The organism is Spirochaetota bacterium (assembly GCA_017999915.1).
Lineage (GTDB): Bacteria > Spirochaetota > UBA4802 > UBA4802 > UBA5550 > RBG-16-49-21.
The window spans coordinates 35788-50416 of sequence record JAGNKX010000004.1; the positions used below are offsets into that span (position 1 = coordinate 35788).

The following is a 14629-nucleotide window of genomic DNA, read 5'->3' on the forward strand; positions in this document are numbered from 1 at the left end:
GAAAATGCGGTAATGATACAGATGAATATGGGCGACGAAATAGATTTTTTCATTGAACGGTTCAGGAAAAATCCGGGGAAAAGGGCCGAGATTGTCGATGAGCTAATCGAAGCCGGCCGCCTCACTCTCAATATTCCCCGCAGCGGACTCGCGCGCCGCATAGCCGAACGGCTGAGAGAGGGAGCCTTTTCAGACTATTATGAATTCGAAAAACTGCTGGCGAGGGCCCTCCATCCTGTCCTTGCCAATCTCAATCTTAACGCCGTGGCTGATATTTTCGTCAACAGGCTTTTTTCCGAGCGCTATCTCCTTTATGCCCGTGATGTCAATATCGTCCTCGCCGCGGGCGGAACGCCGGATCCCCGTGCCTTGAAAAGGGTCATCGTGCGAATGGCAGGTTCCGAGGGCCATTACATGGTCGTAAAATTCTATGACCTCGTTCTGCGCACCATCAATCCGGCCCTTGCGAAGTCATTGAAAGCGGTCGAAACGACATTGATACAGATGAAGAAAGGCCTCGGCGAGGACACCGAGATGAATCGCTCCATGGTTCGGCGGATAATGGGAGGCTTCCACGGCAGCCTGGGTGATGATGCCGCGGAAATTCTGCTAGCGAGGATGGGTTGGGATGATGATCTCCGCCACTATGTCCCCCAGCTGGCTGAGGAATCAGGACTGGTCTGGGATGTCGGAAATTTCGATACAAAAGCACCCTCTGATGAAATGGAGCCCGAATCGTGTGTCATGGCGACTTCCGATGACGATAGTTACTCAGGGGATGAACCCGTCGAAAAGAATATTGATCCACGAACCATGGACAGGCATATAAGTGAAAACGCAATTACACGATACGCCCGCATGATAAAAACCGACTATCTTGATGCGGTCGATCCCGATGATGAGGGCAAAATCAGGGGCATCATTAAGGGGATATACATCAAGAACGAGAAGGTCTACAACAGCAGGAAGGCCGCTGAAACCGTCAAGCAGGTCTTGGCCCTGTGGCTTGCGGACGCTTCACTTGATGACCGGGTAAGGCAGGTCCTGGAGGATATCGTACAAGAGGAGGATATCGTCGAGGAATCTCCACCTGTTGATCATGGCGAAGAATCAGAAGAAACTGAAGGGCAATTGCAGGAAAGCGGTGCGGGTGCTGCAGAATCTGATGAGGATGCCGTTGACATCGATTTGCTGCATGAAGAGGATCCTGTCAATCAAGGCGCCATATCCCCGGAAGAACAAAACGCTTTGCTCGATGACATTCAAGAAGAACATGAGGCCGGTGGCGAAGGTGCCGATGCACCTCACACCATGGAAGAATCAGATGGAAACGGCGCTATCGTTGATGTCGCTGAAACGATGATTATGGAAGAACTTATCAATGATGTTTCCGGGGAAAGGGAGGCGGATGCCCCGGCAGCCGCCCCTGGCCACGGGGAGGCCGTCCCGGAAAACGTGATCGTTTCCGGGGACGAGCTGGATGCCCTCCTTGACGACTATTCTGAAGAAATCGCCGCGGAGGAAGGATCGGTGGAACCCGAAGCGGATAATGCTGTTTCGGCCGAAAGCGATCTTCCCGGCGAAGAAAAGGATATCCGTTCGCTTGGACATGACGAGAAAGACCTCCGCGAACTATCGGAGGAAATCCTTGTGTCGGGAGAAGAGCTTGCTGACGATGGGATTGCCGGAGAAGATATGGAGGCCCTTCTCGGAGATAGCGTCAGGGTTAGTCCCGGAGACATAGGTGCCGCAGACCCGGACAATAAGACTATCGCTCCGGTGAACGCGATCGTTTCCGGAGAAGAGCTGGATGCGCTTCTTGTCGGCATTGATGAGGATGGGGCAGCGCAGGAATCGCCGGGAGAACAAGAGCGCGGCGCTGTTCCTCCCGAGGATTCTTTCCTCCTGGACGAGGGGCGGCAGCTGGAGCAGGATAATCCGTCGGAACCTTCGACTCCCGGAACGGGCGACACAGATGACTACTTGCTTGACGAAAAGGAGCCCGCTGTCTCTGAAGAAGACCTTGATGAAACGATGGCGGTCGAGAATGAGGAATTTGTCGTAAAGGATGAGCTGCTTTTTGAAGACAAGTCTTTTCACCGAAGGGCCTCTTTCCGTGAAAGGAAAAAACCCGCGAAAGTGCGCATTACCATGAGGGATATAGCTGATACCGATCAGAGAAAAAATCTGATGGCTCTGCTGGACCTGCTCGCTGAAATGGATGCTGCGGCAGACGTCTCTCGCTATCTCGTAGGGTCCGGTGTCGGCAGCGAGGTGAAAACGGAGATATCAAAGATGCTCGATTCCGATAATTTTGACGAATCCCTGGCTTTAATAAAAAACTCTGATGTTTTCGATTGCCAGGAAAAGATAATAATTCTGCAGAGGTGGCTCAGGCCCGTGTCGTTAAGGAAGGGCTGGGTCGATGACACCCATGATGAAAGACTTGATCGAATAAGAAAGTCGGTGGAAGTACTGGCGGCCGACATGGTCAAAACGGATAAAAGGGCGGTGAATGAAAGCGGCGGGCCCGATCAGGAAGGTAATGGATCTTCACTGGCCGGGCCTGATGAAAAAGGGAACGGGGCGAAACTGATCGAAATCCGGCAGAAAGAGATGATGAAAACCGGCGAGGAATCGATCCGCCTTTCCCATGAAATCGAGGAGTTCCGGGATCTCTACGAAGCCGGGATTGATGATGCCGCGGTGGCGGAACGCATTGCCGAGATGCAGTCATTCTTCGATAGCCTTGCGGCGGGTGATGATGGGGCCGTCCATTTTGCAGTGTATCACAAACCGGCATTTCTTTCTTTCTTGAGCTTCATCGATGAAAATCCCGGTCTGAAAGACCAGCTGGAAATCGAATCGGCGCTGAACTATTGTAAAAAGAAAAGAATATTGTGAATGCAGGGCGATTGTTCCCATGAAAAGAAAGACGATGATCTGCGCCGTATCAATAACCGTTAATATACTTTTTGCCGCCGGAATCATCGGCGTCACCGGCTGGAAATATTACCGGAAAATGACCAGGCCCTTTCGTGCCGACTATTACGAGAGCAAGACGAGCCATTTCGCGACGATAAGCGGCGGGAAACCCGATATCGTTTTTATCGGCGACAGCCAGACGGACCGGTGCGAGTGGGCCGAGCTGTTCGGCCGTTGCGGCATCGTAAATCGCGGCATCGATGGAGACACCACAGACGGTGTCCTGAACAGGCTGGAAGAGATAATTACCATGAAGCCGAAAAAGATATTCATAATGATCGGCGGCGCCGACTTCATAATAGGAAGAACCATTCCCCGGATAGAAGAAAACTATAAGAAGATAATTGCCCGGATCCGAGCGGAATCGCCACGGACGAAAATATATATCCAGAGCGTTCTCCCCACCGATCAGAAAAAGGCGCCGGTCCCGCCCGGACTGATACCGGGCCTGAATGAAAGGCTCAGGACCCTCGCGGACAATGACAATGTTATCTATCTGGACATTTACGGCGCCATGGCTGATGCCTCGGGGGGGCTCGACCCGTCATATTCGATAGACGGGGTGCATCTCAATGGCAAGGGATACATGGTATGGAGGGAGGCACTGGCGCCCTATGTTCACCCAAGGTGATGATTGTGCTTGAATGACGGCGATCTATATGAAATATTGGTATGGTGATATAGTAAGGTAATTAAAACATTTGCGCCCGTAGCTCAGCTGGATAGAGCGCCGGACTTCGAATCCGTAGGTCGCAGGTTCGACTCCTGCCGGGCGCGCATGCTCACCTGACCGTTGTCATGGTATCCCTGCGCCGCGGTTAAGACGCGGAGCAGGGACAATAATTGCATGAAACCGTGTATTTTTTATCGGCGTCCCTTGAAGTTGTCAGAAGGAACGCGGAAGATGAAGGCCATGGTTATCAAACCATCTCCTCCGTATCCTCCGGCGGTATAGTGGGTGCCATTATACGTGTAGACCCTGACGCCTCCGATGTACCTTCCGGACCCCACAAAGGAAAGAGTAAACACATCGCCGATGTTGATATTCAGACCCATGGCAAACCCCAAGCCGGCAATCAGACCGGTAAGGTTTGTCAGCATACCGGCAATGGTGAGCTGCGGTCCCAGCCAGAAGCGCACGTTTTTTGTCCTTACCACGCCGAATCCGAAATAGTGGACCGTGCTCATGAGCAGCGAATTTTCATAATGGGTAACCGTTTTATCCTGTCGGTACGGTAAGTTGAGTATATTTATGAATAAGAATGTTTTTGCGAAATCCATCTCCTTGACCTCGTAGGGGGTTCGCAGATTGCTAAAACCGAGCTCAAGGCGGTAATTAAAAACCGAATCCATGGCAAGGTTCGTATCCAATACGAAACCGCCGCCATAGTTCATGAACTCTGCCCCATATCCCTCCCATACCATTTTACCACCGTCAAAATTACCGAAGAGGCCGAATCCCACTGCATGGGCAGGGGCTGCCCCCAGGCCAATGAGGCCCATAAGGATGGCAAACAACAACAATAATCTTTTCATAGAACATCCTCCAAGATGTTATTAAGGAACTCGTAAATACTTCAGAGTACCCCAGGGAGCGATCATTGTAAAAAATCGGAATCAAACGACGATCGTATGCATGAAATTCCGATTTATACAAAGTCCGTCGTCAATATCCTCTACTATGATGCGCAATATACTATATTAAATCAGAAATGCAACTGTTTTATTGAGAATCTGGAGCAGTGTAATGCCCATAAAGGAAAAGTACTAATCGAACTTGGCGACTTCCAGCATCTGGTCATAGTTCTGAAAGATATTCCGCAGAATGGGATCGGTTACGATGGCATATACGATGTTTTTTTCAAATTCGTCGATAAAAACAGATTCGGTGTTGAAATATTCGATGGCCCTGTGGGGATCGGGGAGGTCTTTTATCATGTTTGTAAGAAATGAGATGCGGCTCATGTCCCTCCGGTTAAAGGGAAGATTGACATCCTGGATATAGCTGGTCTCCTTCCTGTATTTTCGGATCATGTCATGGAGAACGCCGAATTGCTCGATCTCCTTTTTGTATTTATTGAAAAACGAGAAGTAGGTTTTGTCCCCGGAACCTTCCTCAAGCATCATGAGCATGATGTATTGAAAAAGCTGGTAGTTCCTCGATATCAATGTCTTCATGATATCGTCAGGCAGCTGCAGGAAATACTTATTGAACTCGGAAATGTCCTTCACCATTGAAAAGTATTTACTGAGGTACTTTGTGTCCAGTCTCGTGAGCACAAAGAAAAGCAGCAACTTGTCCTGCTTGATGTACTGGGATTGCAGGACAAGGTCGAGAAGACGTTCATTGGACAGGAAATACAGGATCTCGTCGATGATCCGGTCCGTGGTGTGGTTGTGCATGGTGCAGAAGCCGTAGGTAAAGATGATGAATTTTTCCAGGTGCTCGGTACAGAACCTCTTCGAATTGATGTATTCCTGGAGGTGAGGCATGTCGCGGAAGAGCAGTAGAAAGTAGAAGAACTGTGTGGTCAGTTCGTAATTATCTGCACTGATGATCTTGTCCACGAATGTTATGAAGTCATCAAGGGAAAGCTGTTCAAAGATAGGCTTTATCTTGCTGAATTGCGGAAACGAAGAATCGCTTAAGATCGCTTCAACATAAAAAAGTTCATAATAATCTATCTCGTGGATTTCATCTTTATCATGTTCCATGATTGCGGTGGCTCTATATATATGTCGTTACCCAACAATTACAATTATATTATAGTAAATACTTCCTGTAAATGAAAAAACGAGAATAACTGAATTATCTGTTGATTATCAGGGATGCCGCCATGTATATGTCTGGATCATGTATCAGCGGACTTTTTTTCTTGACGCTTATCTATTATGGGATTTAACTGAATATAATACAAAGAAATATAAAGGCCCGGGATGGACATGAGAAGATCTTGATGCATGCTCCGCCTGCGGGCCCTCTGAAGTCACCTTAAAAATTGCTGGAGGATAATTACATGCTTACCAAGTTCGATGAATTTACCTGCCACCAGGTGGTGTCCACCTTTGATCATCCGGAAACGAGCGACAGGGCATGGACCGAAAAATTGTGGTGCAATGTCCACGACACGAAAGGAGAGATTGTTCTGGCAACGGGTTTCGGCGTGTACCCCAACAGGAACGTGCTGGACGGGTACGGATGCGTCAATATCGGGAACAGGGAACAGTACAACATGAGAATTTCCCGCGCCCTCAGGCCGAAGATCGACGAAATTTCACTGGGCCCCCTATCCTATGAGGTCGTTGATCCCTTTCGAAAGGTGCGCATCGTCATGGGCGAGAACAAGTACGGGTTCAGCTACGAACTGGAATTTCTGGGAACAATGGTCCCGGGCGAGGAAGATCCGCAGTTCGGCCGAAGCAGGGGGCGATTGTACGTCAATACCTGCCGCTACGCGCAGCTGGGACGGGCCCGCGGATGGGTAAAAGTGGACGGGAAAAAATACGATATCGATGAAAAGAGCCATTACGCCCAGAGGGACCATTCCTGGGGAATACGGATGGGGACCGGCGCGGCCGAGCAGGGCGTACAGGCGCCGGACCATGAGAAATTCACGGCCATGATGATAAACTGGCTCACGGCGCAATTCAAGGACTGGGGCCTGTATTGCTATCTCATTGAAAAAAACGACGGTTCGATCCAGTACCTCAGCGGTTCCGTTGTAAGGTCCATTGCGAGCGGCGCCAGGGCTGTTCCGATCACGGCGGTCGATCACCAGTATGAATATCATCCCGGGAGCCAGAGAATGAAGGCGGGCAGGGCGGTCTTTACCTGCGGGGACGGCAAAAAAATTGAGCTCACCATGAAGGAGCTCACCACCATGTATCTCCGGGGCGGAGCCTATGTCGGATACAAGGGGTTCCGCCACGGCACATGGATGGGCGAGTACTGGGAAGACGGTGAGCGGTGGAACATCGGCGAAGAATCCGTCGCCAATGATGTGCACGGACTCGATGATACAGTTGTAGAGATCCGGTGCGGTGATGAAACGGGCTATGGCATCATCGAAAATATGATATTCGCTCCATTTGACAAATACGGCTTTAAGCAGTGGGGATTCAAGCCGGCATAGGGAAACCATGTCAATATGAATTCTTGCCCCGGCCGATGACAGCCAAAATTCCTCCGATGATGGAGCCGATCAGCGGCGCGGTGAGCGTGCGGACGAAAAACCGATTGCCCGCTCCGGGGATGAAGATGGTCTTATCCTTCTTCAGTGCGGCGAGTGATTCCTTTACCACGTCGTCCGCGTTCATCCAGGCGAAGCCGGGAATATCGGAATAGCTGAAGTCCTTGAATTCCTCGGTGTACATGAACCCGGTCCTTGTGAGTCCCGGGCAGAGGGCCTGTATCCTGACGCCTGAGCCGGCCAGCTCATCGCGTAATCCCCGTGTCATCATATTGATGAAGGCCTTTGTGGCGGAATAGGTGACGTAGTGGGACGTGGTGAGAAACGCCCCGACTGATGAAACGTTTATTATGTAACCTCTCCGGTTTGAAACCATGCGGGGAATTACTGACCGCATGAGGCGGGTCGGCGCCAGCGTATGGAGAAAGACCATGCGTTGTATCTTGTCGGTGTCGACTTCGGCGAAAAAACCGCGGGTGCCGAATCCCGCGGCGTTAACCAGCACCTCGATCGAATCGTCGCCGGCAAGCAGCTTCTCCGCAAGGCGCACGCCGCTATCGGTAGAGAGATCTGCTGAAAGAGCCGTCGCTTTAACCCCGTGAGCGGCTTCGATCTCCCTGGCCAGGGATACAAGGTTATCTTTTCTGCGGGCGATCAGGAGACAGTTGTATCCTTCACGGGCGAGATGCCGGGCAAAGGATTCTCCGATGCCGCTGGATGCGCCGGTGACCACGGCGGTACGGCCCATCGTTTTGTGGGTGAAATATTTTTTCATATACGGTAATACCTCTTTATTTCGCCGGCTCCTTTCATGATGCTTGATGCAGAAAACCGGCCCTTTTTTTACAATGATAACAATAGGTTATTGTCACGTAAAGAAAAAATATTGCCGGGCCACGTGAATATCATGCCTGTAAAAGTAAACGCGAGTTATATGTTGATCACGCATAACTATTGTATTGACAAAAAACATGACACTACCTAAAATTGATTCAATAAAGTGATTAAACGACATTTCGATCGAGCTAACGCTCACCTTGTTGGGATAAAAAAATATAAACGAGGTTCTTATGCTCTCCACTCATGAGGAATTCTTGTGCTAATTTTCTATGAAGTAGTGTGCCGATGAGCCTGCAGATCTGTCATTGAACAATGCAGGCTCAAGTCGATTAAAATAGACAGGTATTGGAGTAACGGACGCCTGTTCTGTTGATTTAAAGAATGCCGTCCCCGACTTGCGGGGATCCTACAAAAATATAACGGCAACGCGCGGCGCATATGTCGCGGGTTGGGCCATATTAACAAGGAGTATTACAATGAAGAACGAACAGGATACCCTGGGGCGTATCATGACCCACCTCGTGCCCTGGCTTCAGAAAAAAATGCCGATGGCCCTCCATGTGGCGATTTCAGACATCCAGAAGCCGGGCATGGGACTTTCCAATGAAACATACCTTTTCGACCTCTCATGGGACCAGGAGGGAAAGCGTATGAAGAAGGGATTGGTGCTGCGCGCGGCACCATTGGATCAGAAAGTTTTCCCGGATTACCACCTGGAGCACCAGTTCCTAGTCATGGGGTCTCTCAAGCAGAGCACGGTCCCTGTGCCGGAGATGCTCTGGCATGAGGAGAACCCCGATGTTATCGGCACGCCATTCTATATCATGGAGCGGCTCAACGGCACCATGCCGAAGGACTATCCGTCGTATCACGGTTCCGGCGTTTATTTTGACGCATCGCCGGAGGAGCGCGCGGCAATGTGGTGGAACGGCCTAGCGGTGATGGCCGGGACCAACATGACGGACTGGAAAAAGCTCAGGCTTGATTTTCTTGGCGTTCCCGGCGCCGGGACGGACCCGATCGACCGTCAACTCGCCTACTGGGAGCGGTTCTTCAACTGGTTGAAAGAAACTCCAGCGGAGCATTATCCCATCCTTGAAGAGTCCATGCGGTGGCTTGAAGCGAATAAATATGAGCCGGAGCGGGTATCGCTCTGCTGGGGCGATGCCCGCATGGGAAACATTCTGTATGGGGAGCCGGGCTATGACGTCGTCGCCGTCCTTGACTGGGAGATGGCCTTCCTTGGCGACCCCGAGGCCGACCTGGCCTGGTATATCTTCATGGACTGGTACCTCTCTGCCGAATACAGCCTGAAAAGACTGCCTGGATCGCCAGGCCGGGAAGAGACCATCAGGCGATATGAAGAATTGACCGGTTGGAAGGTGAAGCACTTTGAATATAACGAGGTCTTCGCCGCCATGCGGTTCGGCATGATACTCATTTCAGTTCTGAAAAAGATGAAACAGCGGGGCGTTCCCATCGCTGACGATATGTTTCATAACAACTGCTGCACCCGCCGCATCGCGGAGATTTTGGGTGTCCAGCCCCCCGGGGAACAAAAAAAGTCGAAGAACATCAAGGAAGACACGGTGACCATTCAATTCAGCTTGAGCGGTCCGGGCGGAAGTGAATGGTTTATCGTGTCTGAAAAAGGGATTGCCCGGAGGCATGAAGGAAGGACGGAGGAACCGACCTGCATGGTAAAGGCGACGGCCGAAGACTGGGGAAACCTTCAGAACGGGACCCTGAACCAGCTCGAGGCGTGGAAGTCGGGACGTCTCATCGTGGACGGCGATCTTAAGGTGATGATCGATCTCAAGGACGAGATATCCCGCCTTCAGTCAGAGCAGTCCTGCTCTGAGGTGTGATCAGAAGCGTTTTTTTCTATAGTACGCAGGGGAGATTTTCATGATCTCCCTGAACGACTTGTTGAAGGTCCTGAGGCTCCCGAAACCGACGGAAAAGGCTATGTCGATTATCTTTTCGTCCGTTTCCTGGAGCTTCCGCGCCGCCTCTTTAATGCGAAGCTCGTTGATGTAATCGCTCATCTTCTTGCCCTGGTAGAGCTTGAAATACCTGCCCAGGTTATCATGGTGCAGGCCGATATGCGACGCCAGGCCCTCGCGCGATATCTCAAAGGCGTAATTCTGATGAATGTATTCAACGGCCTTCTGTATCTTTTCGTTGATAAGCGGCGAATGGAGCGCTTTCTTGTCCGGGTCCTTCGTGTTCTGGTACCTGCGATGGAGGAATTCGATCTCCAGGGCAAAGGCGACATGGGATAAGAACGTCAGGAGCAGGTTGGCCTCTTTTTCGGTAAAAATGCCGCTGGTGAGGGAATTATCGAGATAGCACACGCCCACGGTCCTGTCGCGCTCCTTGATGGGAACGCAGAGTATCGACTTCGAATGGGGCCGCGAGCCGTGCTGGTCACCCGTCTGGGGAATGGCGTTGGCGTCGCCGAGGATCACCTGCGTCTGCGTATTGTAAACCGCTTTGATGATGTTCATGGAATACTGGTCAATGGCGGTGTCGTACCCGAGCATGGAGTGGACGGCCTTTTTCTCCAGCTCGTTCCTCTGGTTGGCGATAAAGATACATCCTCGCTGGGCGCCGGTGATCTCCACGGCCTTGGCGAGTATTTTCCCCAGGAGGTCCTCCGTTTCGGAGATATTGCTTATTTCCCGGGCCAGCTTGATGACCGACGACTGGCGCTCGTTGTCGATGCGCCGCTCGAGTGAGGTCTGGCCGCCCTCGTCGTCCTTTATGCCGAGGAGGCTTCGCAGCTCCTCTACATACCTGGTTGCCCCGATTTCGTTGAAAAGGCTGTAGGCGGTCTCGAGGTTCTTTTTGGCGCTTGCTCCGGCGTCGGACTGGGAGAGAAACAGGCCGTATTCGTAGCAGCTCCGCGCGAGGCAGTAGCGGCGGCCGATCTTCTTGTTATGGCTTATGCTCTGAAGGAAGATCCGCTCGGCCCTTTTCTTTTTCCCCAGCACGGCGAGGTATTTTGCGTGCACCAGTAGGGCGATTCCGTAATGGCTTGGCCACCGTTTGGTCCCGGAAATCGCTTTTTTGCAGAATTCCTTCGTCTTGTTGATATACCTTTTCGCGTCGCCGCCGCTTATGTCCTTGCCGGTGATGTAACGGTAGAGATAGGCCTCGGCAAGGGTCGGCAGGAGATGAACCGTATACTGCTTGAGAAAGCTGTTGTCTCGGTAGAGGTCATAGGCTTTTTCGAGATATTTGAGTGACTGCGCGATGTCCCTTTTCTCGAGGTAGACCCTGCCGAGCTCTATGCAGGACGTGCACTGCGTGAACAGCAGATTTGTATCGAGGCTGTAGTTGTACCCGGCGTTTCCGAGCCATTCGGCCGTATCGATATTGCCTTTCTCCAGGAAATAGGGCGTGCTGTATATCCACGCTTCGTTTATCCCATAATAGTTGTTTGTCTGGTTAGTGATGATATAGTATTGATCAAGGTAATGCTTGAGATGTTCGTAATCGGCAAGGTACATGTAATTATACAGCAGGCCGGCGTAGGAATTCCCGATTTCATAGATGTCGCCCATTTTCTTGAAGCGGCGGGCGGATTCCTCGAAGCACTCTATGCTTTTCAGATAGTCGCCTTTCCACTGGTGGCAATAGCCGAGCCACTGGTACGATTGGGCCGCTCCCCAGGGATCGTTCAGCTTTTCCCTCATGGAAAGGGCTTTGGTCTGGTACCGTAATGCCAGCTTAAAAAAAGATATGGCCATGAGAATGCTGCCGAATCCGCCGATGGCCATTCCGAGCTCGGGCGACTTGCCGATCTTGCTGATGGCGATATTGAGGGCCCGAAGGGTAAACCTGGTGAACTTGAGGGTGTTGCTGTAAATGTAAGACCAGAGAAGGGGCAGTGCGAACTTTGCCTTGATCTTGTTGTATTCCATGGTTTTCATCCGCCTGAACCTGACTATGAGACGGGGAAACATGGAGTATAATCCAAGCAGGATCAGCTCTTTGGCCAGGGTTGCCATGATGACGATCCTGTTGTCCGTGAAATGTTCGCCCAGGAGCTCGCCGGAACGGATGGCGTATTCCTCGCATTTCTTCCAGTCGCCCTTTCTCATGTACGCGGCGCAGATGTGGCTGTATATGTCGGCTTTTTCCGTTTTTGATTCGATAAGCGGACATACCTCGTTGAGCGTCTTGATCGCCTGATCGTAGTTGCCGATGGTCAGGAAAACCCTGCTCATGTGCACCTGTATCTTTATCCATTGGATGGACCCTCGGTGCCCGTTTTTTTCAAGGAGATCCATCGCCGTCCTGAAGTACTTGAGGGCCTCCTCGTTGGCGTATTTGCCCATGGCGTTGATACCCGCGGGGAAGGCGAATATGATGGCGCGATCGGTTTCGTCGCCCTCGATGAAATGGTGGGCAAGATCGAAAATAACGGTGTCAAGGGTGTCCCGGTTGCCGTCTTCTATAGCGTTTGCCACGGCAATATGCAGGTTTTTCCTTTTATCGGCCCCAAGGTTGCCGTAAAACGCTTCTTTTATTCTGTCATGGGCGAATCCTATCTCACCCCATGCCGGCAGATCGACCAGGAGCTGGAGATCGATCGCCTTGTCGACGATGCGTACGATCTCGGTGCGATCAAGGCCGCTGACCCTGAAAAGTATCCGCATGTTGAATTTTTCACCCATGACCGAGGCGCACGACAGTATCTCAATTTCATCGGCGTTCAGCTTGTGGATGCGCTTGAGGATGATGTCGACGATGGAAGCCGATATTTCTATTGAATTGAGTTTCGATTCATCGAAGATCCAGCGGTTGTTGGCATGGGACAGGACGCCTTCATCGATCAATTGCTTCAGCAGCTCGATGGCGAAGAACGGGTTGCCGCCGCTTTTTTGATAGAGAAAATCGGATACGGCCGGGATGCGCTCCTCGGTCTCCATGAGCAGTCCGGCGGCGAATTTTTTCATGGTCTCGGGATCGAATTTCTGGAGGTGGATCGACATGGACGGGACCTGCTTGCCGGCGATATCCATGTGGAGCTTTTCGATTACATGGCCTTCCGCGATCTCTTCTTCCCGGTAAAGGCCGATGATAACCAGCGGATGGCACCCGATCTCGTTCAGGAGCTCGTGCATGAGATTGATGGTGCCTTCATCGGTCCACTGGAGGTTTTCCAGCACCAGCACCAGGCCCCCGGAAAGATCGCTCAGCCTGTAAATGAACTTGCTGACGACCATGAGAAAACGCTTGTATTCGCGGTCGGGCTCCAGCGCGACAAGGGGGGGGCATTCTCCCAGGAGCTCTTTCATCGCGGGATTGAGCTTGATGATGATCTCGCCGAGGTCGCCGAATTCCCCGCTGAGCGATTCGATTATTTCACCGCGCTCTTCCTCGGAAAGGTTGTGGAAATTGACCATGAATTCGTCGAGGGCCTCTTTCACGGGAGCATTGGGGATCTTGTTGCTCTGAATTGAACAGGTGCCGCCGGCAAGAATGAAATCGTTGGCGAAGATGGAGCTTTTCAATTCCTCGATCAGACGCGATTTTCCCGAACCGCCCTCGCCGGTGATGAAGTACACGCTCCCCGAGCCGCTGGCGAGATCGTTGATTACTCCCGTGAGACGGGCCATCTCGCGCTCGCGGCCGATCAGCCTTGTGCGATAGCTGAGCCTGGCCAGGCGGTCGTCGAGGCCGAGGCTGAACTCGCGCTCGCCGGCGGAGTGGCGCTCAAGGTCCGCCATGAGACCGCGGGCGCTCTGGTACCGGTTCTCCGGTTCCTTGTCAAGGAGCTTCATCACGATCCGGTCCAGCGCCGGCGGGACCTCCGGATTATAGGAGCTAGGCAGCTCCGGGACCTTCGCGATGTGCTGGTGAATAATCGAGCATATGTCCGAGCCCTCGAAAGGCGTCTTGCCGGTAAGAAGCTGGAAAAATATGACGCCGAGGGAGTACAGGTCGCTCCGGTCGTCGATGGGCCGCTTCAGTATGCCGCATTGCTCGGGCGACAGGTACAGGAAGCTTTTTTTTATTTCGTCAAAGGGGATGGATTCATTGAATTCCCTGATATGGGCAAGGCCGAATCCGGAAAGCTTGACCGTATCATTGTCCACGAGGATATTGGCCGGCTTGAGGTCCCGGTGAACGATGGCCGCTCCATGGAGATGTTCCAGGGCCCCGCATATCTGCCGGACGCAATCGATGCTCTGGGCCATGGAAAAGCGGTTTTTCTGCAGGGCTTCCTGGAGACTGATGCAGGGAAAATACTCCATGACGACATAGACGACCTCGATGAGCTCCCCGGTTTCAATGATCCTGGTGATATTGCGGTGTCTCAGTTCCGATACGGCGTTCAGTTCTATCCTGAACCTGATCTGGTCCTCGATCCGTTTCGATATGACATTGTTTTTCAGGAACCGGATGATGACCGGCTTTTTCTGGGCCGTTATTTCAGAAGCGAGATGCAGGTAGCTGACGGCATCTTCCCATATCTGCTTGTCCACGAGATATTTATTCTGGATTATTTTACCTGCGATATCCATACAATGCGCGTACGCGGTTTTGGGATGATCAATAATGCATTATTACGTATAATAAACCGGGCGGTCAGTTTTTCA

At 51.7% G+C, this 14629-nt stretch carries 8 protein-coding genes and 1 tRNA gene; 5 read left to right on the plus strand and 4 right to left on the minus strand.

Annotation, left to right across the window (positions count from 1 at the left end; all coding sequences use genetic code 11):
* The first annotated feature begins 12 nt into the window (after positions 1-12).
* From KA369_07235 to KA369_07245, 3 genes are all read left to right on the plus strand, one after another.
* A complete protein-coding gene (locus KA369_07235; GenBank protein MBP7735749.1) occupies positions 13-2904 on the plus strand; it encodes a hypothetical protein in 2892 nt (963 codons plus the stop codon).
* A gap of 19 nt (positions 2905-2923) precedes the next feature.
* Complete coding sequence (locus KA369_07240) at positions 2924-3616, plus strand: hypothetical protein (GenBank protein MBP7735750.1); 693 nt, start codon at positions 2924-2926, stop codon at positions 3614-3616.
* A 72-nt stretch (positions 3617-3688) separates the two neighbouring features.
* A tRNA-Arg gene (locus tag KA369_07245) sits at positions 3689-3762 on the plus strand.
* 87 nt (positions 3763-3849) lie between these two features.
* Here the strand turns inward: KA369_07245 and KA369_07250 are convergent.
* Positions 3850-4521 carry a hypothetical protein gene (locus KA369_07250; protein MBP7735751.1) on the minus strand — a complete coding sequence of 224 codons (672 nt, stop codon included), beginning with the start codon at positions 4519-4521 and terminating at the stop codon, positions 3850-3852.
* Positions 4522-4752: 231 nt separating this feature from the next.
* Positions 4753-5700: a hypothetical protein gene (locus tag KA369_07255; GenBank protein MBP7735752.1), complete on the minus strand. Its 948-nt coding sequence runs from the start codon at positions 5698-5700 to the stop codon at positions 4753-4755.
* A 302-nt stretch (positions 5701-6002) separates the two neighbouring features.
* On the opposite strand from KA369_07255, the gene KA369_07260 reads away from it, so the two are divergent.
* The gene (locus KA369_07260) at positions 6003-7118 is read left to right on the plus strand and encodes a hypothetical protein (protein ID MBP7735753.1); all 1116 of its coding nucleotides are present in this window, start codon (positions 6003-6005) and stop codon (positions 7116-7118) included.
* Between the two features lie 10 nt (positions 7119-7128).
* Here the strand turns inward: KA369_07260 and KA369_07265 are convergent, their stop codons facing one another.
* Entirely contained in the window at positions 7129-7950 is an 822-nt protein-coding gene (locus KA369_07265; protein ID MBP7735754.1) for an SDR family oxidoreductase, read from the minus strand.
* Between the two features lie 541 nt (positions 7951-8491).
* On the opposite strand from KA369_07265, the gene KA369_07270 reads away from it, so the two are divergent.
* Positions 8492-9883: a phosphotransferase gene (locus KA369_07270; protein ID MBP7735755.1), complete on the plus strand. Its 1392-nt coding sequence runs from the start codon at positions 8492-8494 to the stop codon at positions 9881-9883.
* On the opposite strand, the gene KA369_07275 is transcribed toward KA369_07270, so the two are convergent.
* Positions 9884-14554, minus strand: a complete 4671-nt coding sequence (locus tag KA369_07275) for a protein kinase (GenBank protein MBP7735756.1) — start codon at positions 14552-14554, stop codon at positions 9884-9886. It lies immediately after the preceding gene.
* Between the last annotated feature and the right edge of the window lie 75 nt (positions 14555-14629).